This window comes from Nocardia sp. NPDC006044, from assembly GCF_042871115.1.
Classification (GTDB): Bacteria; Actinomycetota; Actinomycetes; order Mycobacteriales; family Mycobacteriaceae; genus Nocardia.
In genome coordinates, this window is sequence record NZ_JBIAID010000001.1 from 3,488,554 (window position 1) to 3,514,329 (window position 25,776).

A 25,776-nucleotide genomic window follows, 5' to 3' on the forward strand; every position below is an offset into this window, starting at 1 on the left:
TGAGCAGTCTCTGAAAATGCGACACAGAGCCGATCGGTAATGAGACATCCATCCCATTGCGGGAACCGCCATTTCATGGCTCGCACCAACGGATCCGACCTGCTTTATACGCCGTGACCTGGTGTGATGGTTCGACGAGTACGTGACTGCACCGATCGCAGCGCCGTGTTCGACTTTACGGTTGTGCGCATCCGCATTTTATGGCTTTTACCGCAGGTGGATAGCTTCGAATCCATGGAATGGAGCTTTCTTTCGGCCGAAACGCTTATGGCCGCATTGCGTGCAGGTGAAGTGACCTCGGTGGAACTGACCGAGGAGGCGATCGCGCGGATCGAACGGGAAGACAAGGCGATCAACGCGATCTGCGTGCGGGACTTCGACACTGCGCGAGCCGCCGCACACGCCGCGGATCAGGCGCGCGCCCGCGGCGAGGACGGTCCGTTGCTCGGCCTCCCGGTGACGGTCAAGGAGTCCTACGACATGGCCGGTCTGCCCACGACCTGGGGCTTCCCGCAGCACGCGAACTATGTGCCGGCCGAGGACGCGATACAGGTGTCGCGGCTGAAGGCGGCCGGCGCGGTGATCCTCGGCAAAACCAACGTGCCGGCGACGCTGCGAGATATCCAGAGTTTCAACGAGATCTACGGCACCACCAACAATCCGTGGGATCACGAGCGCACGCCGGGCGGATCCTCCGGCGGCTCGGCGGCCGCGTTGGCATCCGGGTTCGGCGCGCTGTCCATCGCCTCCGACATTGCCGGGTCGCTGCGCACCCCGGCACATTTCTGCGGTGTCTACGCACACAAGCCGTCTCTCGGTCTGGCACCGACCCGCGGCATGGTCCCGCCGACCGCGCCGGCCTTGCCGATGGACCTCGATCTGGCCGTCGTCGGCCCGATGGCCCGCACCGCCCGCGACCTCACGCTGCTGCTGGATGTGATGGCCGGACCGGACCCGTTGACGCACGGTGTCGCCTACGATCTGACGCTGCCACCCGCGCGGCACGACCGGCTGTCGGACTTCCGTGTTCTGGTCATCGAGGATCATCCGCTCGTTGCGACCTCGTCCGCTGTCCGGGCTGGCGTGCACCGTGTCGCCGACGCGCTGGTCGATGCGGGCGTGCGCGTCGAACGGGACAGTGCGTTGCTGCCGGATCTGGCCGAGGCCGCCGAGGTCTACATGCTGCTGATGCTCTCGAACGCCGCGGCGAGTCTGCCCGTCGAAGTGTACGAGCAGGTGCGCACCGAGGCCGCCGCACTGCGCGCGGACGACCGGAGCCTCGACGCGACGCGGCTGCGCGCCATCGTGCTCAGCCAGCGCGACTGGGTCGACGCGAACAACCGTCGCGAACTCCACCGGAGCGGCTGGCGGCAGCTCTTCGCCGAGTTCGATGCCGTGGTCTGTCCCATCACGCCGACCCCCGCGTTCCCGCACAACCACGACGGAGAGCTCCAGGATCGGACCATCGATATCGACGGCGTCGAGTACCCGTACTTCGACCAACTCGTCTGGGCCGGTGTGGCGACCATGCCCGGCCTGCCCGCCACCGCCATTCCCACGGGCCTGTCCGACGCGGGCTTGCCGGTGGGTGTGCAGCTCATCGGTCCGATGTTCGAGGACCGCACGCCGCTGCGGTTGGCGGAACTGCTCGAGGAGAAGATCGGCGGGTTCCGGGTGCCGGAGGAGGGCGGACCCCGGTGACCCGCGGGCGCGAATAACGCACGCCCGCAACGCTTCACCGGTCAGCGAGGGACGGATCGCACGCCGGTCGCCCCCGCCGAGCGGCACTACCTCCGATACCGGAACAGGATGCTGCCCTGGGTCAGGTCGTACGGGTTGATTGCGAGGAGCACTCGATCGGCAAGATCTTGATGGTTCTTCGGCGTCTTCACGACACATCGAGTCCTGGGTTCAGGGCGATCTCCTCTAGCTGCGCTGACGGCAGCAGGTCGGCGGGGGCGTCGGCGAAGGAGAGTGCGATCTGGGTTCCGGAGGGGTGGGTGACGGTGACCGTGCGGTCGGTGCGCGGCGGGGACGCGAGCGCCGCACTGCGCTCATCGTGGGTCTCGACCACGGTCCCGTCCGGCAGCCGCCGCCTCGCGCTGCCGTAGGCGGAGGTATCGCCTTCGGTCGGCAGGGGTTGCTCGGTGCTGATCACGATGGACAACCGCGATTGCCGGCCGAGCGTGTTTACTCGAACCGTCTGGCACACGCCGCCGCCCCGCTCTCCTTGCCGCAGCGCTCCCAAGGGCCGGTCCAGGGGCACACTGTCGAGCGGAGTCCGCGCCAGCACCGCATTCCATCTACGCGCCTGGGCCTGATCGATTACGGCGCCGGGCTTCGAGTAGGGCAGACAGACCTCGGGCGGGCTCGGCGTTCCGGGCGGAACCGGCGCGCTGATGCGTAGTTCGGGGTCGGTGACGAGTGCGACGAGTTCATCGATGGTCAAGGGGACGGCTCGCGGGCGGCCGCTGCCGTCAGCGGGTTGATCAGTGGCGTTCGCGTGCACGACGGAGCCGTCGGGCAGATAGGCGGTGGCCTCGCGGGTAAGGGTGCGGACTCCTTTCATCTCGTACCAGGTGTCATCGGTGTCGACGATCGTGCCGTCGGGAAGGTGGCGGCGTTCGTCGAGTTCGCCGGCGACGCACGACGGAATCGGCTTGGTGGCCTGGCGCGTGGTGACCGACAGCGCGCCTTCCCGGTCGCCGCGCAGCAGCGTGGCGTCCGCCCTGGTCCACCCGCCGAACTCCTTGTTCTGCGCGGCGTCGCCGAGGATCGGCTGGAACACCAGCGAGCGCGTGACCGGGGCGAAGGCGATCTCGACATCACCGGGCAGCCTGTCCTGCAGCGCCTGGGTCATCGCATCCGCCTTGGGGCCGGAGAACCACGGATAAGACGGATTGTCGTATTCGTAGGTGACGGAGTGGACCATCCCGAACGTTTGTCTTTCCCGCGGGGGTTTTACGACATCGCAGCCCGGGATCTGTACCGGAAACGCGACCGGCGGAGTGACATAGGAATTCTCGGCCCGAGCCGTGGGCTCCGAAGTCTCCCGCTCGTGCACCAGCCAGGCGACGAGGTAGCCGGCCGCGACGATCGCGACGCAGGTCAAACCCACCTTCCATCGGCTCACACCCGGGAAGGGCGGGACAGCGTCGTTGGCATCGCCGTTTTCCATGTCCGCCATTGTGTCTGGCGGTACCGACAGGCTGTCCCGGCGGGCGCCATGCACACGCTCTTCGGTAGGTGTGCGTGACCAGAGTGCCCATCGCGCAGATCCCACCAGCATTGGGAACCGCTGTCGGCCAACCCATCTGAGCGATTGCTCAACGCTCGACCAGTGGCACAGACATCAGGCGTTCGTTGACGGCGTATCTGCCTTCTGGTGTGGGTTACGGCAGACGGAGACATAGTCAGCTGACCGGAAAGCCGCCACGTTACCGGCGACCTGCCGCATCCGTGCATCGATTGGCGTCAGGCGAACAGATCGTCGGCAGTGTCAGCGAGCATTGCGCGACGATGCCAGGTCGCGAGCTGGTCCACATCATTGCAGTCCGTGATCCGCTCACGAATCTCGTTGCTGACAGCGATGCCACGGATATCGAGGACGTCGAGGACCATTCGTGCCACTCCCGCCAACTCGCCCTCCGCCATATACTTCCGGGCGAAGTCGCTCTGGTACTCGTATCCCGTCGTCATCAGCTCCTCCAGGTGGCGTTTCGCGGACTCCGACATAGTCGCGAGCACGATGTCATAGTACATTTTCGACCGCTCGTCATCGGTCTTGTCCAGGGCGGCAAGCAGGGCCGATAGCACTTCGTCGGCCAGTGGACCGTCTGCGTGGGCGATGGCCGACAGCACGGCACGTTCGGGCCATGCCATGGCTTCGTCCTTGTCGGTCACGGCGGGCATGAGCTCCGGACCGAGAACCAGCGGGCACAGGACCATGCCGGGGTGTCCGAGTTCGATCGGTCGCCGCGCCCAATCCGCGACACCGGAATCCGGTGTCACCACGAGCAGATAAGCTGGACATTTCAGCCGCGCCCGGAGGGTGGACAGATATACGGGCCAGCTCCACTTGCGTGTCTCGTCCCGAGCCAGCTGCACCTCGACGGCTATCCCAGCGAGGTTCTTTCCGTCCGCATCGGTCATCGAGAAGGCGACGTCGCCCCGAAATTCCTTCGGGCCCATGTCGGTGAAATCGCATGGCTCAGTACGGGTTAGCGCGGAGTTGGGCATGAGTAGCCCGAACACCTCGCGCAGAAAACTCGCTGCCAGGTCAGGCCGACAGCGGAACAGCTCCACCAAACCCTCATGGATGTATTTAGGGGGCACGGCGAGGGAGATTACATTGCGTGACCGGCATTTTCGCGTGGATTTCGACAAACAATTGTGAAGCAGGTCCTTCTCATTTTTGCCGAAAGTCTCTAGGAAGGAATATAACTGGTCATTTTGGAACCTGGGTTTGTCCGCATGCGCTTTGCGGGACGCAATTTCAGTCGAGGCCAGGGGCGTGCGGGAAAGCTCACCACAATGGGGTGCGCAACGCCCGGGTGTCATCCATTCCTCTGTCCGCGGCCCAGATTGCTGGGGATATGCTGATCTTGTGCAGTCAGTGCCGGCGCCGATGCTGGCCGTCTCCGGGCGGCCGCCGGTGGATGCGGGGCTGTGGGCGGTGGAGATGAAGTGGGACGGGATTCGGGCGATCGGGCGGGTGACGGGTGGGCAGTGCCGGTTCTACAGTCGGAACAATCGGGATCTGAGTGGGTCTTTTCCTGAGTTGACCTCTGCTTTGGCCGACCTGCTCGCGGGTAGGGAGGTGCTGGTCGACGGGGAGATCGTGGCACCGGAACCGGGGACGGGTGTGCCCTCGTTCCGGCGGCTTCAGCGCCGGATGCATGTGGTGAAACCCGCCGCCGAACTCATCCGGGAGGTGCCGGTGCAGTACCTGGTCTTCGATTTGCTCGATGACAGCGGGGAGTCGCTGATGACCCTCCCGTATACCGAACGACGCGCCCGGCTGGATGAACTGGCAATCGATCTTCCGTTCGCCCGGACCCCACCGTATTACGCCAACGTCAACCCCGGCACCATGCTCGAGGTCGCCCGCGATCACGGTTTGGAAGGCATCGTCTCGAAACGCCTCGACTCCACCTATCAGCCGGGGCGCCGCTCCCCCGCCTGGATCAAAACCCCACTGCGCCGAACCACCGAGGTCGTGGTCGCGGGCTGGCTCCCCGGCAATGGTCGTTACACCGGCAGTTTCGGCTCCGTGGTGATGGGCGCTTACGACGAGGGCGGCCGCCTGGTACACATCGGCAATGTCGGCACCGGCTGGTCCATGCGCGACCGCAAGACCCTCCAGGCTCGCTTGGACGAGATCGCCAGCCCGGAAAGCCCTTTCGACGTCCCACCCCCGCGCGCCGTCGCTACCGTCGCCCGCTGGGTCGAACCGATCCTGGTCGCCGATATCGAGTTCCGCGAGGCCGGCGCCGACGGGTTGCGGCACCCGAGTTGGCGCGGCCTGCGCCAGGACAAATCACCTCATGAAGCGAAGGTGCCCACCCTGGGCTAGCGAATCGGGCTCTGCCGCAAGGACTCTCGTCCGCCCAGGTGCCGCGCCAGAAAGCGTTCGACGGTGTGGAACAGTTCGATCTGGTTCTCCGGGTTCACGAATCCGTGCCCCTCATCCTCCTTCAGCAGGTATTCGACCTCGACCCCACGCTGCCGGAGCGCTTCGACGAGATTGTCGGATTCGGCGCGCACCACCCGGACATCGTTGGCGCCCTGCACGACCAGCAGCGGTGTGCGGATCCGGTCGACCAGGGTGATCGGTGAGCGCGCGAGCATGTCGGCCTCCTGGCGCGGGTCGTCGGGGTCGCCGACGAACAGGTGCCAGTTGTTGGCGGTGTGCGGTTTGGCGAACGATGGGATGGTGCGCAGGAAGTTGGCCAGGTTGGAGATGCCGACGTAGTCGATGGCGGCGGCGAAGATGTCGGGGGTGAAGGTGACGCCGACGAGGGCGGCGTAGCCGCCGTAGGAGCCGCCGAAGATGGCGACGCGGTGTGGATCGGCGTAGCCCTGGCCGACGGCCCAGCGGACGGCGTCGATGAGGTCGTCGTGCATCGTGCCGGCGAATTCGCCGATCGCGGCTTTGGTGTGCGCCTTGCCGTAGCCGGTCGATCCGCGGAAGTTGACCTGCAGCACCGCGTAGCCGCGGTTGGCCAGCAACTGAACGGCGGGATCGAATCCCCAGCTGTCACGGTGCCACGGACCGCCGTGCACCAGGAGCACCATGGGCAAGCCGACCGGATCGATGCCGACTGGCACCGTCAGATAGGCGGGCAGGGTGAGTCCGTCGCGCGCGCGGATCGATACCGGGCGCATCGGCGCCATCGACGCGGGGTCCAAATGCGGGTAGGGCCGGAACAATTGACGGCTCTGTCCCGTGGCGTGGTCGTAGAAGTACGTGACATCGGGATCGCGATCGTGGGTGAAGGTGACGACCCAGCGTTGCCCGCTGTCATCGGCGGACAGCGCGGCCGGATCTCCGTCGGAGAGTTTCCTGAGGTTGTCCAGTACGGCGGCGAACCGTGGGTCGAGTGCGTGGATCACCTGCCGTTCGCCGAGGTAGCGGGCGCCGATCAGGTCGCCGGTTCGCCGGTCGAGGATCAGCGGCGGCGGGAGTACCGGGGCGCCGGCGCCGCGCGGGTCGAGATCGAAGGTGGGGTGACTGTCGACCTCGGTTTCGGCCCCGGTACTCAGGTCTAGCCGGACCAGCCTGGTTCGGTCGGTGCCGCGGTTCGAACCGACCCACGCGCCGGTGCCGTCCGGGGTGGGCTGGAGCGGCCACACGCCCATCGGGTAGTCCGCGCCGTTGAACAGCGCGACGGGACGCAAGGTCCCGGCCTCCCATCGCGAGAACTCGATATCGCCGGTCGCGGTGAGTCCGCGGGCGAACACCGCACCGCCGGGACCGCACATCCAGGCGGCGACGTGACCGGGATTCTCGGCGAGCACGGTGAGCTCGCCGGTGGCGATGTCGAGTTCGCACAGGTCGAACAGTTCGACCTTGCGGTTGTTCAGGTGCAGCAGCGCCTTACCCGGCCGTCCCGGGGACAGTTCGAACTGGATGACCGTCGCGGCGGGAAACGGTGTCAGGTCGACCGCCGGTGTGTCCGGGTGGTCGAGGTCGACGCGGTAGAGGTGCCATCGCTCGTCGCCGTCGTTGTCCTGGGTGTAGAGCAGCCAGCGCGGATCGTCGGTCCAGCGGAAGTGGTAGACGTTGCGGTGTTCGTCCGCGGTCACGCAGCGGGCCGCGCCCGAGTCGAGGTCGTGGATCCATACGTTGAGCCGGTCCTTGCGTGGCGCGAGGTAGGCGACCTTGGTGCCGTCGGGTGAAATCTCCGGCGACGCATTCAGCGGGGCGGCGAAAAAGTCCTCCACCGAGATGAATTCGGGCAATGCCATGTCGATCCTCCTGGTTGTCGGGGCGTGGCAGAACCCAGGACATCGTTCGCCGTCACGGCATAGTCAACGTGGCCTCCGCATGATCCACCTCACACGGCTTCGGTAGGAGGCGAATCCTGTTGTCTCGCATGCCGGGCCAAGAGAAATCGGTGTTCGCGCACTACGACGCGCCGGGACCGGGTGACTTCGCTGGAGGTTTGCCCGTCGATCGCGGGCAAAAAGAAAGGAAAGGGCGACGAATCCCTTTCCGTAATTAAATATATACCGCACCCCCGGGCTTGCGGCAAGGCCCGGGTCGAGGCGCATACTCGCTGGCCGAGGCCGGAACCGGCGGAAAGTGGGAGTCACGAATTGGGGCACATGCCAACTCAGGGGTACGACGCGGAACTCCAGTCCGAGCGCGGCTACGTGGCCGGGCTCTACACCCGTCTCGACGCCGAACGCGCGCAGGCGAAGGGCCGCTATCGCGAGGCCCTGCGCGGCCATGACGTGTCCGCCATGGAACGCGAGGACCAGGTGCGCGCGCTGAGCAAAGCGGTGCAGCGCCTCGACGTCGCCGACAACGGCCTGTGCTTCGGCCGCCTGGACACCGTGTCGGGCGAGCGTTCCTACATCGGCCGGATCGGTCTGTACGACGAGGCGAACGAGTTCGAGCCGCTGCTGCTCGATTGGCGGGCGCCGGCGGCGCGCGCGTTCTACGTCGCCACCGCGGCGACGCCGGAGAACATGCGCAGGCGCCGCCAGTTCCACACGCGTGGACGTCAGGTCGTCGATTTCACCGACGAGGTGCTCGGCCGCCCCGACGACGGCGAGCGCGGCGACGCGGCGCTGCTCGCGGCGGTCAACGCGCCACGGGGCGAGGGTATGCGCGATATCGTCGCGACGATCCAGGCCGAGCAGGACGAGATCATTCGCCTCGATCATCCGGGGGTGCTGGTGATCGAGGGCGGGCCCGGCACCGGCAAGACCGTGGTGGCCCTGCACCGCGTCGCCTACCTGCTGTACACGCAGCGGGAGCGGATGGAACGGCAGGGTGTGCTGGTCGTCGGACCGAATCCGGCGTTCCTGAACCACATCGCGCACGTGCTGCCGTCGCTGGGCGAGACCAATGTGGTGTTCACGACCGCCGGCGAGCTGGTGCCCGGGCTGCGCACCACCGCCGAGGACACTCCGCAGGCCGCCCGGCTCAAGGGTTCGCTGCAGATCCTCGACGTGCTCGCCGCGGCCGTCGCCGATCGTCAGCGCCTGCCCGAGGAGCCGGTGACGATCGAATTGACCGACATCACGGTGCGGATCGACGCCGCGACCGCGGAGTGGGCCCGGGAGGAGGCGCGCGGGAGCGGGCGTCCGCACAACGAGGCCCGCGAGGTGTTCCGCGAGATCATCACCTACGTGCTCACCGAACGCGCGATCGCCCGGATCGGCAAGGACTGGCTGACCCGCGACGACCGCGAAGCCTGGGAAGAACTCCGCGCGGACCTGGTCGAGGAACTCGCCGAGCACGACGCCTTCACCGCGGCACTCGACGACCTGTGGCCGATCCTGACCCCGGAAACACTTCTGGCCCATCTGTATTCGTCCCCGGAGCGGCTGCGCGCGGCGGGCGCGGACGAGGCGTTGCTGCGCGCGGACGCCGAGGCCTGGACGGTATCGGACGTCCCGCTGCTCGATGAACTGATCGACCTGCTCGGCCGCGACAAACCGGTCGATCGAACCGCCGAGCGTGAACGCAAGGCCGAGGCCGAATACGCCGCGGGTGTGCTGGAGGTGATGGTCGGCCGCGAGGACATGATGGACGACGAGGACCACCTGTTCGCTCAGGACCTGCTCTACGCCGAGGACCTGGCCGATCGCTTCCTCGAACGCGACACCAGGGACCTCGCCGAACGCGCGGCGGCGGACCGTGATTGGACCTACCGGCATGTGGTGGTGGACGAGGCCCAGGAGCTGTCGGAGATGGACTGGCGGGTCCTGATGCGTCGCTGCCCGGGCAAATCCTTCACCGTCGTCGGCGATCTGGCCCAACGCCGGTCGGTGGCGGGCGCGACCTCGTGGGACACGGTGATGGCGCCGTACGTGCCCGGCCGGTGGGTGTATCGCTCGCTGACCGTGAACTACCGCACCCCGGCCGAGATCATGGCCGTCGCCGCGGCGGTGCTCGCCGAGTTCGCCCCCGACGCGGAGCCGCCGGAGTCGGTCCGGTCGTGCGGTGTGCAGCCGTGGTCGAGGCAGCTGTCGGCGAGCGAATTCGCCTCTGCCATAGACGAATTCGTTCGGGACGAGGAGAGGCGCGAAGGTACCAGCGTGGTGATCGGCCCGCCGGGCAGGCCGGGCACGGTGACGGCCGCGCAGACCAAGGGCTTGGAGTTCGACTCCGTCCTGGTCGTGGAGCCGGAGCGGATCCTCGCCGACGGTCCGCGCGGTGCGGCCGAACTCTATGTCGCGCTCACCCGCGCGACTCAGCGCCTCGGTGTGCTGCACGAGGGCCCGCTGCCGGCGGCGCTGAGCGGACTCACCGAAATTGACACATCCGTACAGGCAGCGACCGTCCAGTAGGGGTAGCCCAGTCGGAAAGCGGGCCGTGCGTAGGCAAAGGCGCTTCGCCTGCCCGCTGCCGGGGCGCGCCGCGAGCTATCGGCGGAGGGCCGAGGCACGGGCCCCGGGCTCCGGCACGTGTCCGGCCGCAGGCGGGGCGGGCTCAGCGTTGACCAATCTATTTGCCGCGCAGCATATTACGGCGTTGGATGGCAGGCGTCGGATATGCCTTCGAGCCAGTCGCGGATGGCGGCGCGCTGGGCGGGGGTGAACGACGCCTCCAGTTCTTTTTCCCGGCGCGCGACGGCGACGCGTGCCTCGGCCAGCCGGGTGCGGCCGGCGTCGGTGACGGCGATCCGGTGGGTGCGGCGGTCGGTGGGGTGCGGGTGGCGTTCGATGAGACCTTCGTGTTCGAGGCCGTTGAGCATTTCGTTGGCGGCCTGCCGGGAGCTGGCGACCTCGCGGGCGATGTCGGCGACCGACATTCCGGGATGGCTCGCGGTCATCATCAGGGTGGCGTACTGCGAGGTGGACAGGCCGAAAGCCTTGAGCTCCTCGCCGATTGCCGACCGCATGTTCAGCCAGACCTTGCGGACCATGAAGGTCAGCGAGCCGGCCTCGTCCCGGTAGGAACCCAACGAAAAAACCTCCTCGGTATTGACAGGTTCCTGACGATTATGCAGAGTTTAGATCGTCAGGTTCTTGCCAATCTTAGCGAAGGTTTCCATGCTCGTGTCTCCTACGTTGCCTCGGTCCAGGCAGCGGTTGATCCTCGCCGTCCTGCTGTTGTCGTCGTTCCTGATCTGGATGGACAACACCATCCTCGGCCTCGCGTTCCAGACCCTGGCCGATCCCGTGCGCGGACTCGGCGCCACCCCGGCCCAATTGCAGTGGGCCACCGGCTCGTACACGCTGGTCTTCGCCGCGCTGATGTTCACCGCGGGCGCGCTCGGCGATCGGTTCGGTCACCGGACCGTGCTCGCCACCGGCATGGCGACGTTCGCGGCCGCGTCGATCTGGGCCGCCTACGTCGGCGACGCGGACCAGCTGATCGCCGCCCGCGCCGTGATGGGTGTGGGCAGCGCGCTGATCATGCCTGCCACGATGGCGATCCTGACCTGGACGTTCACCGGGCCCGCGCGGGCGACCGCGGTCGGGATCTCGTCGGCCTCGGCAGGTGTCGGAATCGCCGCGGGGCCGTTGCTCGCCGGTGTGTTGCTCGATCATTTCTGGTGGGGTTCGGTCTTTCTCATCAATGTCCCGGCCGTGCTGGTCGGGCTGGTCGGGATCGTGACGCTGATCCCCGACTTCCGCAGTCCCACCCCGCGTCCGCTCGATCCGGCCGGGCTACTGCTGTCGATCAGCGGGCTCGCGGCGTTGGCGTACGGGCTGATTCGCGCGGGGCAGGTGGCTTCCTGGACGCCGGTGGACGTCTGGGCGCCGATCATCGCCGGGGTGATCCTGCTGGGCGCGTTCGTGGTCGTCGAACTACGCCTGCGGGAGCCCAGTTTCGATCCTCGACTGCTCGCGGAGCGGACGTTCGGGGGCGGCAATGTGGCGATCGGGCTGTTGCTGTTCGCGATGACCGCCGCGGGTTTCTACAGCGCCTTCTATCTGCAAGGCGCGCGTGGTTTCTCACCGTTGCAGGCGGGGTTCGCGAGTTCGCCGGCCGCGCTGGGAGCGATTGTCGGTGGGCCGCTGGGCATTCGGCTGGTGCGGCGCTGGTCGCTACGTCCGGTGACCGCGACGGCGCTGACGGCCGCCGCGTTGGCGATGGGTTGCTCGGCCGTCTTCGGCCTGCACACCTCGCTGGTCTGGATCGAGATCGTGTTGCTGGTGCAGGGTCTGTCGATCGGCATCGTCATGGGCAGCGTGACCGCGGCTTTGCTGAGCACGCTGCCGCTGGCGCGGGCCGGCGCCGGGTCGGCGGTCACCAATACCGTGCGCCAGACCGGCAGCGTGCTCGGGATCGCAGTGGGCGGCACGATCATGTCGATCGTGTACCGGCGCGCGATCGAGGGTTCGGTGCAGGGCTTGCCCGATGAGGTGCGGGAGCCGGTGCGGGTCTCGGCCGAACAGGCCAGGCATATCGCGTCGGTGATCGACCGGCAGGATCTGGTGCGGGCCGCCGATGCGGCGTTCATCCACGCGATGCACGTCGGTGCGGTGTGGACGATGTTCATCGCCCTCGCCGGAGCCGCCGTGCTGGTGATCGCCTTGCGGCCGACCCAGAACCCGGCCGAACCCGCACCGGAACCGGTCGAGGCGCTCGAATCCGCCGCCCTATGAACGACTTCGCTCTGACTCCGCGACCCGCACGACATCGGCGATGTGATCGGCACAGGCCGGCCATAGTTCGCGCGGCAGGTGGTGGCCCATTCCGTCGAAGATGACCAGTTTCGCGCCGGGGACGGCTTCGGCGGTGGCGCGGGCGCCGCTGACATCGCACATGAGGTCGTTCGCGCCGTGCAGCACCAAGGTCGGTACGTGCAGCGATTTCAGTTGTGCCGTGCGATCGCCGGAGGCGAGGACCGCCACGAAGTGGCGCATCATCGCCTCGTGATCGCGTCCTCGGTCGTAGACGCGAGCGGCGGTCTCGGCAACGGCGGCCTCGTCGAACGCGAATCCGGGCGACCAGATCGCCCGGGACGCGCGGACCTGCCAATCGATATAACTCTGCCGATCGTGCGGTTGCGGGCCCAGCGGTCCGATGGCGGCGAAATCGGCGTCGCCTACCCCGGGTGCACCGGTCCGGGAACTGATGGAGGTCAGCGATCGAACCCGTTCGGGGTAGTGAATCGCCATGGTCTGCGCGATCATTCCGCCCATCGACAGTCCGACCAGGTGTGCGCTGCCGAAACCGAGTGTGTCGAGCAACCCGACAGTGTCTGCCGCCATGTCCGACAGGTCGTAGGACGCCGTGGCGAGATCGCCAGCCATTGCTGCGGGCATATCGACGACCGGCGCGTCGGACATGTGCGTGGAGTGGCCGGTGTCCCGGCTGTCGAAGCGCACGACGTGCAGTCCGCGGTCGACCAGCTCGGCGCAGAATCCGTCCGGCCAATTGATCATCTGCGCACCGCCGCCCATGATCAGCAGCACCGGCGGCAAGGCGGCGTCGCCTAAGCGCTCAAAGGCGATCTCGATCCGTGACGGACCCACATCCCGCGCCGTTTCCTCGGTCATTGCTCCTCCATTCCGCGTAACCCGTTCCGCCGCGGTACCGCCCAGCCGTCAGCGTGAAAGCGGGGGCCGGCAACCGTTATCCGACGACTGCGCGGACCCGGGCCTGCGAGTATGCAGCACCGACGGGGCCTTGCCGCAAGCCCACCCGCGCGATATAAGTTGAGGTGGAAAGAATTCCGGCTCGCGGCAGTCGGCACAGGTTGCTTATTTGCATCGACCGCAAACGCCGTTGTCGGTGATCGCGCACAGTCGGCGGCCCACGCTCGCACGGCACCAATCCACCCGCGGGTGTTTGCGCACTGCGGCAACAGGAATCGCGGGGTTCGCCGGCCGCTCGGAACAGTGTGCTGTTGCTGCAGTTCAACGACCAGCGCGCCGGCGTCGCACAATCATTCGCCGGGCAATCCTCCGCAATCCCCGAACCCGGGTACATCATCGGAGCCAACGATGCCGCCTCCCGCCAGGACGGCGATCTGGTCGACCGCGAAGCCCTCGCCGCAGCCTGATTCGGCGAACCAGCCGGCGTGTGTTCGGTCCGGGGCAGATAGCGAGCAGCGACTATAACGGCTCGAGTTGCCAACACACAGTCACTGCAACGAAGCATCTGTGCCGCAACAAGACCCGACTACGCCGACGCTGATCCAGCGAGTACGCGCGCATCACCGAGACTGTCGGCAAGCGCGACAAGTACCGTCGAACATCCGGCGTCGACGGTGAGCGAGGCCAACTCGTCTCCGCGAGTGTTCCCTCTGTTGACGATCACCACCGGCAGGCCGCGTTTGGCCGCGTGCCGCACGAATCGCAATCCGGACATGACGGTCAGCGACGAGCCCGCGACGAGCAACGCATCCGCCTCGTCGACCAGTTCGAACGCCGCCGCGACCCGATCCTTCGGTACGTTCTCCCCGAAATACACGATGTCGGGCTTCAGCATTCCCCCGCACTGCGCGCAATCGACCATCCGGAAACTGCCGGTGTCCGCGACAACCGCGTCGGCGTCGGGCGCGACCTCCACCCCGTTCGTCGTCGCCCCCTCGGCGAACCCCGGATTCGCCGCCTCCAGCAACTCGGCCAACGCCATCCGCGACATCAAAGCCGCACAGCCCAGGCAGCGAACCCGCGCATAGGTGCCGTGCAGATCGATCACCCGGCGATGCCCGGCTTTCGTGTGCAGCAGATCGACATTCTGGGTGATCAACCCGCTGACCACACCGCTGCGCTCGAGCCGGGCCAGCGCGCGATGCCCCGGGTTCGGCCGCGACGCATCCATCCGCCGCCACCCGATGTGGTTACGCGCCCAGTACCGCTGCCGGAACACCGCGTCGCCGACGAACTGCTGATAGGTCATCGGGTTGCGCGGCGGCGAGGACGGACCGCGATAGTCCGGGATGCCGCTGTCGGTCGACACCCCGGCACCGGTCAGCACGACCACCCGCCGACCGGCCAGCAACTCGACCGCACGCCGCAGGTCCGGTTCCGTGATGTCCGACATCATCTCAGCGTACGACGCCGCCGATCAGACTCGCCGCATCACCGAGACGACCTTGCCCAGCACCGCGGCCTCGTCCCCGTCGATGACCTCGTACGCGGGGTTGCGCGGCTCGAGATACACGTGGCCGTTGCGCCGCCGGTACACCTTCACCGTCGCCTCGCCGTCGATCATCGCGGCCACGATCTCCCCCGAATGCGCCTCGTTCTGCTGGCGCACCACCACGATGTCGCCGTCGCAGATCGCCGCGTCGATCATCGAATCCCCGCGCACCCGCAGACCGAACACCGTGCCGCGCCCGACCAGCTGACGCGACATCGTCACCATGTCGTCGGTGTGCTCCTCGGCCAGGATCGGCGTGCCCGCCGCGATGTCACCGACCACCGGCACCGCCACCGAATCCTCGTCGGTCTCCCGCGGCGCCGACCCTTGCAGGAACATCCGTACATCGATCGGCCGCGACATCGTCTCGCTGCGCCGCAGGAAACCCTTCTCCTCGAGGCTGTTCAGATGCTTGGACACCGACGACGAGGACCGCAACCCCACCGCGTCCCCGATCTGCCGGGAGTTCGGCGCGTAGCCCTCGCGCACCACCCAGTCGCGGATGGTGGCCAGGATGCGCTGCTGGCGCTCCGGCAGACGGGAGGTGTCGAGATGCTCGAGGTCGTCGTAGGTCACCGGGGCATCGTAGAGGCCGGCGCCGATTACCCGGTCGCACAGGTCATTACGGAGTGTCGCGCGTCCGGTTCAGGCTCTGCCGAGCTCGTCGAGGAACAGCTCGTGCGGCCACCGCTCGTGCAGGACACGGTCGAGCAGTGGATCGCTGGAGCGTGCGCAGTAGGGTGTCTGGTCGGCGTCGCGGACGGTCGCGACAACCGGCGACGCGAGCAGGCCCCACGGCTCGATCGCGTTCGCCAGCCACCCGTTGACCACCAGCCCGGGGTATTCGGGTGCGTACCAGATCTCGAAGATGTGGGTGAGCTCGCGCGGATCGATGGCCAGCCAGAGGCCGTAGGTCAGGGTGTAGCCCGCGGTCAGCTCGATGGGCAGCAGCACCCGGACGAACGCACCCAGCCGCGGCACCTGCATCATCACCGAAGCGTCCGGCGTCGGTCCGGTCATCCACAGGCCGGCGGTCGACTCCCGGTCGGGCAGCTCGAGCACCGGGTCGGGTAGCCGGAACCGGATGTGCCGGTCGTGGCGGTCGAGGTCGTGCCCGCAGGTCGGACAGCAGCCGAATTCCCCGTCGTGCCCATGCGCACGGCCCGGTTCAGCCCTCGGCTTTCCGCTCGGATGTGCTTCGCTCGACACAGAATTCGTTCCCTTCGGGGTCGAGGAGGGTGACCCACCCGCGACCGTCGGCGGTACGGTGATCCGCATACAGTGTCGCGCCCATCCCGGTCAGCCGCTCGACTTCCTCGTCGCGGGTCCGTTCGGTCGGCATCCAATCGAAGTGGATCCGGTTCTTCACCGTCTTCCCCTCCGGCACCCGGATGAACAAAAGCCCCGGCACCGGCGACGGCGCGACCAGCAGCACCTCGTCGTCATCCACTTCGTCCTCGTCCGACATCGACCACCCGGTGACGGAACTCCAGAACGACGCCAGCTTATAGGGATCGGCACAGTCGATCGTGACGTGGCGAAGAATCATGCCGGCGAGCCTATCCGCGCCCCCAGTCCCGATGCAGCCCAATTGATCCGGTCCCGCGCTCCCTGACTGGACACCCGATCACAGGGAACTGAGGTTGCCGCCCTCCCGACCGATGCCTGCGCCAGTTCCTCCTGATCAGCCGACCAGCGGAGGTTCGGCGACGGTGGTGGGAGGTCGGTCCACGGCCAGGGCGGGAGCGGAGGCTTCGTATCGTTCGATTTCGACCAGTGAGAGTTGGCCGGCGCAGCCCTGACTCAGGGTCGAGGAGGGGCGGTCCGGGGTGAGAACGTTGGGGTTGCCGTGGCGGCAGAAGGTGGGGTCGGCGGGATCGGGGTCGTACCAGGCGCCGGTGGAGAGTTGAGCTACACCCTGACCGACGGCGTCATCGATGACCAGACCGGCCAGACAGGCGCCGCGCGGGCTGCGGATACGGACGACCTCGCCCTCGCGCAGGCCGCGGGCCGCGGCGTCGTCGGGGTGCAGCCGAACCGGTTCGCGGCCCGCGATTTTCGCGGATCGGCTGAACTCGCCCACATCGAGCTGGCTGTGCAGCTTGGTGCGTGGCTGATTGGCGACCAGCTGCAGCGGGAACTCCGCGGCGGCCGGACCGCCCAACCATTCTTCCGGTTCGAGCCAGGTCGGGTGACCAGGGCAGTCGGCGTAGCCGAAGCTGTCGATGGTCTCGGAGAAGATCTCGATCCGCCCGCTCGGCGTGCCGAGCGGAAACCGTTCGGGATCGGCGCGGAAGTCTGCGCACAGGACCTGCCGCGGATCGGGCACCGGAAGTTCGATGTGCTCGCTGGCCCAGAACGTGTCGAAGTCGGGCAGGTCGTGTCCGGTGTGGCGGAGCCGCCATTCCTCGTAGAGATGGCGCAGCCATTCGCCCGCGGTGCGGCCCTCGGTGAATTCCTTACCCACGCCGAGACGTTCGGCCAGCTCACCGAAGGTCGCGTAGTCGTCGCGCGCATCGCCGTGCGGGCGGGTGATCGCCTTCATCGGAAACAGGACGCGGTCGTTCTCCCCGGCGCCGTAGTCGTCACGTTCGATCGACATGGTCGAGGGGATGACGAAATCGGCATGCCGGGCGGTCGAGGTCCAGAACGGATCGTGCACGATCACCGTCTCGGGCCGGGCGAACGCGGTGCGCAGCCGGGCCAGATCCTGGTGGTGGTGAAAGGGATTCCCGCCGGCCCAGTAGACCAGCCGGATATCGGGGTAGGTCAGGTGCTGCCCGTCGTAGTCGAAGGGCCGTCCGGGTTCGAGCAGCATATCGGCGATACGCGCGACCGGAATGAAACTGTCGACGCGGTTGAGTCCCTGCGGCAGCCGCGGCGGCGAGAACTCCCGCGCGGGCTCACCGACGCTGGCCGCCGACCCGTAGCCGTGCCCGAACCCGCCGCCGGGCAACCCGATCTGGCCGAGCATCGCCGCGAGCACCACCCCCAGCCACAGCGGCTGCTCACCGTACTGCGCGCGCTGCAACGACCAGCTGACCGTCACGAACGTCCGCGCACCGGCCATCTCCCGCGCGAGCGCCCGGATGCGCTCGGCAGGCAACCCGGTGAGCGCCGCGGCCCACTCCGGAGACTTGACCGTCCCGTCCGCACCACGCACATAGCCGATGAACCGCTCATAGCCCACCGTGTACTTGTCCAGAAACGCCTTGTCCGCCAACCCCTCCGCGTCCAGCACCTGCGCCAACGCCAACATCAGCGCGGTATCGCTACCCGGCCGCGGCGCGAGCCACTCCGCTTCCGCCTCGGCCGCGATGTCGTCACGCAACGGCGCGACCGACACGAACCGGCAGCCACGCGCCCGCGCGTCGCCGATCCACCCCCGCATGTTGTGCCGCGACACCCCGCCCGGCGCCACCCCCGCGTTCTTCGGCGACAACCCGCCGAACGCCACCACCAGCTCCGTGTGCTCGGCCAGCACCGTCTTCGCCGTCGCCTGTTCGAGCACCAATCCGAGATGCCCGAGCACATGCGGCATCAGCACCTGCGACACCCCGAGGCTGTAACTGTTGACATGGCGCACATACCCGCCGAGGCAGTTCAGGAACCGATGCAACTGACTCTGCGCGTGATGGAACCGCCCCGCGCTCGCCCACCCGTAGGACCCGCCGTACACGGCCTCGGCCCCGTGCTCGCGATACACCCGCCCCAGCTCGCCGGCCAGCAGATCCAGTGCCTCGTCCCACGACACCGGCACGAACGGATCTTCCCCGCGCCCAGGCGCTACCGGCCCGTGCGCCAACCAGCCCTGCCGCACATAGGGCTGATCGACCCTGGTCGGATGATGCTGCGCGGAGGCCACATTCTCGATCAGCCGCATCGGCTCCGGATCACCGTGCCACGGCCGGACCGCGGTCAGCCGCTCCCCATCGCTGTCGGCCTCGAAGGCGCCCCAGTGCGTCAGATGCGTGGTCACCGACCCACCGTAACCCGGCCCACCGACAATCGGGCGGCCACCTCGGCGGCGTTCGGCTCAACCCCGAGACATCGACGCCGCGAACACCTTTCGGCTCGACCTCAGACGCGACGCAGCTCGAAGATCCGGAACTGACGACCACCGGAGAGCTCGTACTCCATCTCGTACCCCGGCCAGAATTCGACGGCCAGATCCCAGGCGAGTTTGCGCTCGGCACCGGTCAGCTCGGTGACCGACACCGCGAACTGCTCCCCCTTGTGCCGGACCGTGGCGGTACTCGCGGCCCGCAGATTCGACGACCACACCGGATGTTTCGGGCTACCCCAGTTCGAACCCATGACCAGGAAATCGTCCCCGCGCGGGACATACAGCAGCGACGTGGTCCGCGCGATACCGGTCTTACGCCCCGCGACGGTCACCTCGATCGACGGCAGTCCGACCAGATCCAGCACACCCCTCCGGCCGTCGGTCCAGCGCCGAACCGCACGCTCGGCCGGGATGACGACGGGCGCCGTGCGCATGACCCAGCGCTGTTGAGCCAACCTGCGAGCAACCCGAGGCAGCGGATTCGACACCATGCCAGAATCCTGACACGTCCTCCTGACGAACCGGCAGCGGCAGGCCACGACCGAGGGGCATGTCACACCACATCACGCAAAGCCGTTGACCGACAACGCTCCCCGATCGACGAGCCGCCCCCGGCATTTCCTGGCAAAACTCTCAGGAAGAGCGCTCTGCCACACCGGTACGTTGGATAGCGCGCACATCGGGCGCGACCACCGGAAGGATGCAATCTCTTGATGATCGGTGCCCCCAGGCCGCTCCCCGCCCGACCGACCTGCCCGCACCCCCGAAGAGCCGCCTGATGTTCACCCGCTGGGGAGACTTCGTCCACCGGTTCCGATTTCTCGTCATCGGCATCGTCGGCGCGAGCATGCTCGCACTCGGCGGATACGGCTACGACCTCGGAAACCACCTCGGCGCCAGCGGATTCGACGACCCGACCTCCGAATCCGCGCACGCCGCCCGAATCGCCGACGACGCGTTCCTGCGCGACCACGGCGCCGACGTACTCCTGGTCTACACCGCCCCACCCGGGGTGAAACTCGACGATCCCGCATTCAGCGCCCCGATCGTGGACAGCCTGAACAACCTGCCCAAGAAATACCCCCAGATCGACAAGATCAACGGCGCCTACTGGCAGACCGAAGCAGCCCTCGGCAACCCCACCTTCTTCGGCAAACCCGACGAGAACCGCGCATTCGCCTCCGTCGCCATCAAAGGCGACAACGACACCGACCTCGTCAACAACTTCCGGGTGGTCAAGGACGTCTTCGCCATCCCCGGCGTCGACGTCCAGGTCGCCGGACTGCAACCGATCGCCGGCGCCCTCACCGACACCCTCGCCGACGACCTGCACCGCATGGAACTGCTCGCCCTGCCCGCCGTCGCGATCCTGCTCTTCTTCGTCTTCGGCGGCCTCGTCGCCGCGGCCCTGCCGCTGATCCTCGGCGGCCTCACCATCATCAGCGCCAACGGCATCGTCCGCATCATCACCGAGTTCACCCAGGTCAACTCGTTCGTCTCCAGCGTCGTCACGATGATCGGCCTCGGCCTCGCGATCGACTACGGCCTGTTCATCGTCAGCCGCTTCCGCGAAGAAATCGCCGAAGGCTACGAAACCCCGATCGCCGTGCGCCGCACCGTGATGACCGCAGGCCGCACCGTCGTCTTCTCCGCCACCATGATCGTCATCAGCCTCGGCGGCATGCTGTTCTTCCCGCAGGGCTTCCTGCGCTCGCTCGCCTACGGTTCCATCGCGACCGTCTCGCTCGCCGCGCTCTCGGCCATCACCATCCTGCCCGCCATCCTCAGCATCCTCGGACCGCGCGTCGACCTGCTCGGCATCAAACGCTTCAGCCGCACCAAAACCGCCGAGGAAGTCGAGAACGGACTCTGGGGACGCAGCACCCGCTGGGTGATGCAGCACCCGAAGAAGATCGCCATCCCGCTGATCCTCGGCCTGCTGCTGCTGATCATCCCGGTCAAGAACATCGCCTTCGGCACCTTCAGCGAAACCTATCTGCCACCGGACAATCCGACCCGGACCGCCCAGCAGGAATTCGACGCCACCTTCCCCAAGCGCAAGTCCGACCCCGTGCAGCTGGTCTTCGTCACCGAAGACACCGACGAGAACCGCCAAGCCCACCGCAACGCCATCGGCGCGGCGGTCAAACTGGCGAATCGAGCACCCGGACTCGCCGACCTCAGACCCGGCGTACCAGGCGAATTCGCCACACCGACCGCCTCCACCCTGCGACCGGGCGTCTACCGCACCGAAGCACAACTGGCCGACTCCACCGACACGGCCGCGGCCGACGAGACCATCGACTACCTGCGCGCCATGGACCTGCCCGACGACGTCACCATGCTCGTCGGCGGCCAACCCGCGTTCAAGAAGGACTCCATCGACGGCATGCTGGGCCGCGTACCGTTCATGGTCGTCGTGGTCCTGCTGCTCACCACCATCCTCATGTTCCTGACCTTCGGCTCCCTCGTACTCCCGATCAAGGCCGCCCTCATGAGCGTGCTCGGCCTCGGATCCACCCTGGGCATCCTCACCCTCATCTTCGTCGACGGCCACGGCTCGGGACTGCTCAACTTCACCCCCCAGCCGATCCAAGCCAACGTGCTCATCCTGATCATCGCCATCATCTACGGGCTCTCCACCGACTACGAGGTATTCCTGCTGTCGCGCATGGTCGAAGCCCGTGCCAAGGGCGCGACCACCACCGAGGCCGTCCGCATCGGCACCGCGCACACCGGCGGCATCATCACCGCCGCCGCGCTGATCCTGCTCGTCGTCACCGGCGCGTTCGCCTTCTCCGATCTGGTGATGATGCAGTACATCGCCTACGGCATGATCGCCGCGCTGTTCATCGACGCCACCATCCTGCGCATGCTGCTGGTCCCCGCCATCATGAAACTGCTCGGCGACGACTGCTGGTGGGCGCCGGCCTGGATGAAACGACTCCAGCAGCGCGTCGGCCTCGGCGAACCCGTGCTCGACGACGAACACCCCGGCACCCGCGGCATGACCGACCTCGTCGAGACCACACCCGTCACCGACCCCGTCACCGTGCAACTCCCGATCGTCGGCGCGGAGCACGGCAACCACTGAATTCGCCCGTAGCGGAATCGGTTCCGGCATCGGAGTAACCGAATTAGCGTGAGCGGCTCGAAGGGAGGCGAGCATGAACGCTCCGATCAAATTCTCGATGACCGCCAATGTGATGGAGGTCGGGTCCTGGCCGGACTTCGCCCGCGGGTGCGAGGCGGAAGGCTTCGACGCGCTGATGGTGCCCGACCATCCCGGGGTGTTCGTCGCACCGTTCGTCGCGCTCGCCGCGGCCGCGACGGCCACCGAGACGATCCGGCTCGGGACCAACGTGGTCAATGCCGGGATGTGGGAACCACTGCTGCTCGCCGGCGAGGTCGGCACGCTCGATGCGATGTCCGGCGGACGGGCGCTGTTCGGCATCGGGGCCGGCCACAATCCGGCGGAATGGACCATGCAGGGGCGGGCGCATCCGTCCGCGGCGGACCGGGTGGCGCGGATGATCGAGGTCACCGGCACCACGCGGCGGTTGCTCGCCGGCGAGACGGTGACGTTCGCGGGTGCGCATGTTCAGCTGCACGACGCTGTGCTGGCGCTGCCCCGGCCGGTGCAGCAGCCGGTGCCCGTTCTGGTCGGCGGCAACGGAACCCGCGTGCTTCGATACGCGGCGGCCACCGCGGACATCGTCGGGTTCTCCGGGCTCGGGCGGACGTTGCCCGACGGTCGTAGTCATGAGACCCGGTGGAGTCGCGATCAGATCGACGCGCAGGTCGAGATCGCGCGGAACGCCGCGGATCAGGCCGGGCGGGCGCCGGCGTTCGAGGCGCTGGTGCAGCACGTGGAGATCACCGATGACGCGGAGGGTGCCTGTGCGCGGTTCGCCGAAGACATTCCGACGACCAGTGCGGCCGAGTTGCTCGACTCGCCGTATGTGTTGATCGGGACAATCGATGAGCTGGTCAGCGAGTTGCGTGGGCATCAGAAGCGTTGGGGGTTCGATCGATTCGTCATGCGTGCCGCTGCCCGGACGGCCGGTGCCCAGCTGCTCGAAGCACTCGCTCGTAGCTGAGTAGCTACGCCTGGCCCGCCCCCTCTTGTCTGTGCCGGTGAGAGGGCTGGGTCTTGTGTTCGAATGTGTGGTGAGTGGTGATTGTTGTTGATTGAGGAAACAGCATGCGTAGATGCGCATATCTACGTAACCAGATGTATTATTCTGATCTATACGGACCGCTTACCAGTTGAGCCCTCAGAGAGGAGGTTTCCGGAACCCACCGTCCCCCAGCCGAAGTCATGGCGAACTGCCGCTACTCCCCTCCCTCTTCGAAAGATCTCCCCTACCAGCCGTCTCCCCTACTCTCCCGACAACCCACTTCCCCCCGAAACGGACATACGACCAGTTACGCTGTCCCCCAGGTCCATGGCCCCGGTCACCCCGTTGAACAGGAGTCAGATGCGATCACCACGTCGTCGCCACGTCTTGGCCACCCTCGCGGCCGCCACGATGGCCCTCGTCGTCGGCAGCACCGCCGTCGGCGCCGCGCGACCGGAACCGCCCGCGCAGGTCGCGCCGCTCGGCGCCGACTTCCGCTGGGGTGTAGCCGCATCCGGATACCAGTCCGAAGGGCACGCACCCGACAGCAACTGGTCGCGCTACGTCGCCGCCGGGAAAACCCATGACCCCTACGGTGATTCGATCGACTTCTTCACCCGCTACCGCTCCGACATCGCCCTGGCCGCGCAGCTGGGCGTGCGGGTCTACCGGATCGGCCTCGAGTGGGCCCGCGTGCAACCGCGGCCCGGCGAGTGGGACGAGAACGGACTCCGCTTCTACGACAACGTGATCGCCGCGATCACCGCGGCGGGCATGCGGCCGATGCTTACCATCGATCACTGGGTCTATCCAGGCTGGGAGGTCGACCGCGGCGGCTGGCGCAACGCGGGCATCGTCGAGGACTGGCTCGCCAACGCCCGCACCCTCGTCGACCGCTACGCCTCGGCCGACCCGCTGTGGGTCACCTTCAACGAGCCGACCTTCTACATCGTCAACGAGCTCCAGAAGGGCGGCGTCTCGCCGCTCGACATCCCGGCGATGCACGATCGAATCGCGCAGGCGCACAACGGAATCTACGACTACATCCACGCGGTGCAGCCCGGCGCGCAGGTCACCAGCAACGTCGCCTACATCCCCACCGGAGAGGACCTGATCAACAAACCGCTGCTCGACAAGATCGGCGGCCGGCTCGACTACGTCGGCATCGACTACTACTACGGCCTCTCCCCCGAATCCCTGCTGGCCGGCCCACCCGACTTCGAACGGCTCTGGACCCAGCCGCTTCAGCCCGAGGGCATCTACTACGCCCTCCAGCACTACGCCCGCCAGTTCCCCGGAAAGCCGCTCTACATCGTCGAAAACGGCATGCCGACCGAGAACGGCGCACCTCGAGCCGACGGTTACACCCGCGCCGACAACCTCCGCGACACGATCTACTGGCTGCAACGCGCCGTGGCCGACGGCATGAACGTCATCGGCTACAACTATTGGAGCCTCACCGACAACTACGAATGGGGTTCCTACACCCCACGTTTCGGCCTGTACACGGTCGACGTGCGCACCGACCCCGCCCTCACCCGCAGGCCCACCGACGCCGTCGCCGCCTACACCGCGATCACCCAGGCCGGCGGCGTACCCCCGGGCTATCGCCCCACCCGAGCCCCCCAACCCTGCTCCTTCGTCGACGCCGCCGCCAGCTGCCTCGACCCGGTCACCGTCCCCCGATGAGCGCAGACCCCACCGCCGTTCTCCAGCGCTGGCAGGATTCCGGAGCCCTCTGGCGCGTCCTCTCCCGCCGCCCGGACGGACTGACCATCGGCCTCTACGACTGCACCGGCGGCCAAGAAGTCGACCGATTCACCTCCGCCGACCCCGCCCTTTTGCGCTTCGTTGGCAACCGGCGCAGTAGCGAAGACTGACCACCTTCCGCGCGGCAAAACCACACAGCCGCACCACTTTTGACATACGCACGCGTGTTTGCGCGGCAAGTCCTGGTGCGGGAGATCAGAAGGCGTACGTGTGCCGCGCGAGCCGATGCGCGGTCAGGGGATTGGACGGTAGCCGAGCATGTCCAACAGGCCGTCCAGTTGGAGTTCGAAGAGTTCGTCGCGGTCGGCGAAGGTTTCGGCGCCGTACATGTCGAAGAGGTCGGCGCTGACGGTGCCGAAGAGGGCGGCCCAGAAGGTTACGCCGCGGACTATCAGCCAGTCGGGGATGTCGACGTTCAGTTCGGCGCGGATCTGGGCGAAACTCGTTGCGAGCGGCGCGGTTACCCGGACCTCGGGAGCGGGGGGCCGGAGTTGGCCCGCGCGGTAGGCGCGGTCGAAGAGGGATTGCAGGGTGATGATGACCCGCGTGCCGGGTGCCATGGTTTGGTCGGCGGGGGCGTCGTAGCCGGGGACCGGGGTGCCGAAAAGCAGTCCGTAATGGGCGGGTTCGGCGTGCGCCCAGCGGCGCACGGCGCGGGCGAGGACGCGCATCCGCTCGATCGGGTCGTCGGGCGCGTCGGCCAGCGCGGCGTCGACCGCGTCGCCGAGCGCGTTGTAGCCGTCGATGACGAGCAGGGTGAGTAGTTCGTCGCGGCTGCTGACGTAGCGGTAGACGGCCGACGAGACGACGCCGAGGTCGCGGGCGACCGCGCGGAGCGAGAGGGCCGCCGCCCCCTCGGTGGCCAGATGTTCCCGGCCGATCCGGACTATGTCGTTCATGGTCTGGGCCCTCGCTCGGGCGCGCGGAGTCGTCGGCATCCGTTCACGGTGCAATACCCGGAGAGCGTTGTCAACAACAGTGAGCACTGCTCTTGCAACTCGGCGAAGGCGAGCGTCGGCGGACCAAAACCGGGGCAC

General features: G+C 67.3%; 19 protein-coding genes and 2 pseudogenes. 9 read left to right on the top strand and 12 right to left on the bottom strand.

Annotation, left to right across the window (positions count from 1 at the left end; all coding sequences use genetic code 11):
* Positions 1-234 precede the first annotated feature (234 nt).
* Positions 235-1,701 carry an amidase gene (locus ACFYO1_RS15905; protein WP_387231081.1) on the top strand — a complete coding sequence of 489 codons (1,467 nt, stop codon included), beginning with the start codon at positions 235-237 and terminating at the stop codon, positions 1,699-1,701.
* A 187-nt stretch (positions 1,702-1,888) separates the two neighbouring features.
* Here the strand turns inward: ACFYO1_RS15905 and ACFYO1_RS15910 are convergent, their stop codons facing one another.
* Positions 1,889-3,178, bottom strand: coding sequence for a hypothetical protein (locus tag ACFYO1_RS15910; protein WP_387231082.1), 1,290 nt, complete (start codon positions 3,176-3,178; stop codon positions 1,889-1,891).
* 296 nt (positions 3,179-3,474) lie between these two features.
* Positions 3,475-4,305, bottom strand: a complete 831-nt coding sequence (locus tag ACFYO1_RS15915; RefSeq protein ID WP_387231083.1) for a hypothetical protein — start codon at positions 4,303-4,305, stop codon at positions 3,475-3,477.
* 322 nt (positions 4,306-4,627) lie between these two features.
* Between ACFYO1_RS15915 and ligD the strand changes: the two genes are divergently transcribed.
* On the top strand, positions 4,628-5,575 hold the full coding sequence (ligD, locus tag ACFYO1_RS15920) for a non-homologous end-joining DNA ligase (protein WP_387231889.1): 948 nt from the start codon (positions 4,628-4,630) through the stop codon (positions 5,573-5,575).
* On the opposite strand, the gene ACFYO1_RS15925 is transcribed toward ligD, so the two are convergent.
* A complete protein-coding gene (locus tag ACFYO1_RS15925; protein ID WP_387231084.1) occupies positions 5,572-7,470 on the bottom strand; it encodes a S9 family peptidase in 1,899 nt (632 codons plus the stop codon). The genes ligD and ACFYO1_RS15925 overlap by 4 nt on opposite strands.
* Before the next feature lie 351 nt (positions 7,471-7,821).
* Between ACFYO1_RS15925 and helR the strand changes: the two are divergent.
* Positions 7,822-10,037: pseudogene (helR, locus tag ACFYO1_RS15930) on the top strand (RNA polymerase recycling motor ATPase HelR); the annotation flags it as partial.
* Positions 10,038-10,202: 165 nt separating this feature from the next.
* Here helR and ACFYO1_RS15935 read toward each other — a convergent pair.
* Positions 10,203-10,643 (bottom strand): MarR family winged helix-turn-helix transcriptional regulator, encoded by a 441-nt coding sequence (locus ACFYO1_RS15935; protein ID WP_387231086.1) that lies wholly within the window; start codon positions 10,641-10,643, stop codon positions 10,203-10,205.
* A gap of 94 nt (positions 10,644-10,737) precedes the next feature.
* Between ACFYO1_RS15935 and ACFYO1_RS15940 the strand changes: the two genes are divergently transcribed.
* Positions 10,738-12,294: an MFS transporter gene (locus ACFYO1_RS15940; protein ID WP_387231088.1), complete on the top strand. Its 1,557-nt coding sequence runs from the start codon at positions 10,738-10,740 to the stop codon at positions 12,292-12,294.
* Here ACFYO1_RS15940 and ACFYO1_RS15945 read toward each other — a convergent pair.
* On the bottom strand, positions 12,289-13,191 hold the full coding sequence (locus ACFYO1_RS15945; RefSeq protein ID WP_387231090.1) for an alpha/beta fold hydrolase: 903 nt from the start codon (positions 13,189-13,191) through the stop codon (positions 12,289-12,291). The two genes, ACFYO1_RS15940 and ACFYO1_RS15945, sit on opposite strands and share 6 nt — an antisense overlap.
* Before the next feature lie 350 nt (positions 13,192-13,541).
* Here ACFYO1_RS15945 and ACFYO1_RS15950 point away from each other — a divergent pair, with 350 nt between their 5' ends.
* Positions 13,542-13,697, top strand: a complete 156-nt coding sequence (locus ACFYO1_RS15950) for a hypothetical protein (protein WP_387231092.1) — start codon at positions 13,542-13,544, stop codon at positions 13,695-13,697.
* Between the two features lie 119 nt (positions 13,698-13,816).
* Here the strand turns inward: ACFYO1_RS15950 and ACFYO1_RS15955 are convergent, their stop codons facing one another.
* The 6 genes from ACFYO1_RS15955 to ACFYO1_RS15980 all read right to left on the bottom strand — a co-directional run bounded on the left by ACFYO1_RS15955 (position 13,817) and on the right by ACFYO1_RS15980 (position 19,282).
* Positions 13,817-14,683, bottom strand: coding sequence for an NAD-dependent protein deacetylase (locus tag ACFYO1_RS15955; protein ID WP_387231094.1), 867 nt, complete (start codon positions 14,681-14,683; stop codon positions 13,817-13,819).
* Positions 14,684-14,707: 24 nt separating this feature from the next.
* On the bottom strand, positions 14,708-15,358 hold the full coding sequence (gene lexA / locus ACFYO1_RS15960; RefSeq protein ID WP_387231095.1) for a transcriptional repressor LexA: 651 nt from the start codon (positions 15,356-15,358) through the stop codon (positions 14,708-14,710).
* A gap of 69 nt (positions 15,359-15,427) precedes the next feature.
* Positions 15,428-15,991, bottom strand: coding sequence for a DUF2199 domain-containing protein (locus ACFYO1_RS15965; RefSeq protein WP_387231097.1), 564 nt, complete (start codon positions 15,989-15,991; stop codon positions 15,428-15,430).
* On the bottom strand, positions 15,951-16,373 hold the full coding sequence (locus ACFYO1_RS15970) for a VOC family protein (protein ID WP_387231099.1): 423 nt from the start codon (positions 16,371-16,373) through the stop codon (positions 15,951-15,953). The genes ACFYO1_RS15965 and ACFYO1_RS15970 overlap by 41 nt, the downstream gene beginning before the upstream one ends.
* 93 nt (positions 16,374-16,466) lie before the next feature.
* Positions 16,467-18,761 (bottom strand): molybdopterin-dependent oxidoreductase, encoded by a 2,295-nt coding sequence (locus ACFYO1_RS15975; RefSeq protein WP_387231101.1) that lies wholly within the window; start codon positions 18,759-18,761, stop codon positions 16,467-16,469.
* A 101-nt stretch (positions 18,762-18,862) separates the two neighbouring features.
* Complete coding sequence (locus ACFYO1_RS15980; protein WP_387231103.1) at positions 18,863-19,282, bottom strand: nitroreductase family deazaflavin-dependent oxidoreductase; 420 nt, start codon at positions 19,280-19,282, stop codon at positions 18,863-18,865.
* A 344-nt stretch (positions 19,283-19,626) separates the two neighbouring features.
* Between ACFYO1_RS15980 and ACFYO1_RS15985 the strand changes: the two are divergent.
* The 4 genes and pseudogenes from ACFYO1_RS15985 to ACFYO1_RS16000 form a co-directional block, all read left to right on the top strand.
* Positions 19,627-21,918, top strand: a pseudogene (locus tag ACFYO1_RS15985) (MMPL family transporter); the annotation flags it as partial.
* 97 nt (positions 21,919-22,015) lie between these two features.
* A complete protein-coding gene (locus ACFYO1_RS15990) occupies positions 22,016-22,948 on the top strand; it encodes a TIGR03621 family F420-dependent LLM class oxidoreductase (protein ID WP_387231105.1) in 933 nt (310 codons plus the stop codon).
* Positions 22,949-23,329: 381 nt separating this feature from the next.
* Positions 23,330-24,658, top strand: coding sequence for a family 1 glycosylhydrolase (locus ACFYO1_RS15995; RefSeq protein ID WP_387231107.1), 1,329 nt, complete (start codon positions 23,330-23,332; stop codon positions 24,656-24,658).
* Positions 24,655-24,849 carry a hypothetical protein gene (locus ACFYO1_RS16000; RefSeq protein WP_387231109.1) on the top strand — a complete coding sequence of 65 codons (195 nt, stop codon included), beginning with the start codon at positions 24,655-24,657 and terminating at the stop codon, positions 24,847-24,849. The genes ACFYO1_RS15995 and ACFYO1_RS16000 overlap by 4 nt, the downstream gene beginning before the upstream one ends.
* A gap of 123 nt (positions 24,850-24,972) precedes the next feature.
* Here ACFYO1_RS16000 and ACFYO1_RS16005 read toward each other — a convergent pair whose 3' ends face one another.
* Positions 24,973-25,677 carry a TetR/AcrR family transcriptional regulator gene (locus ACFYO1_RS16005; RefSeq protein WP_387231111.1) on the bottom strand — a complete coding sequence of 235 codons (705 nt, stop codon included), beginning with the start codon at positions 25,675-25,677 and terminating at the stop codon, positions 24,973-24,975.
* Positions 25,678-25,776 lie beyond the last annotated feature (99 nt).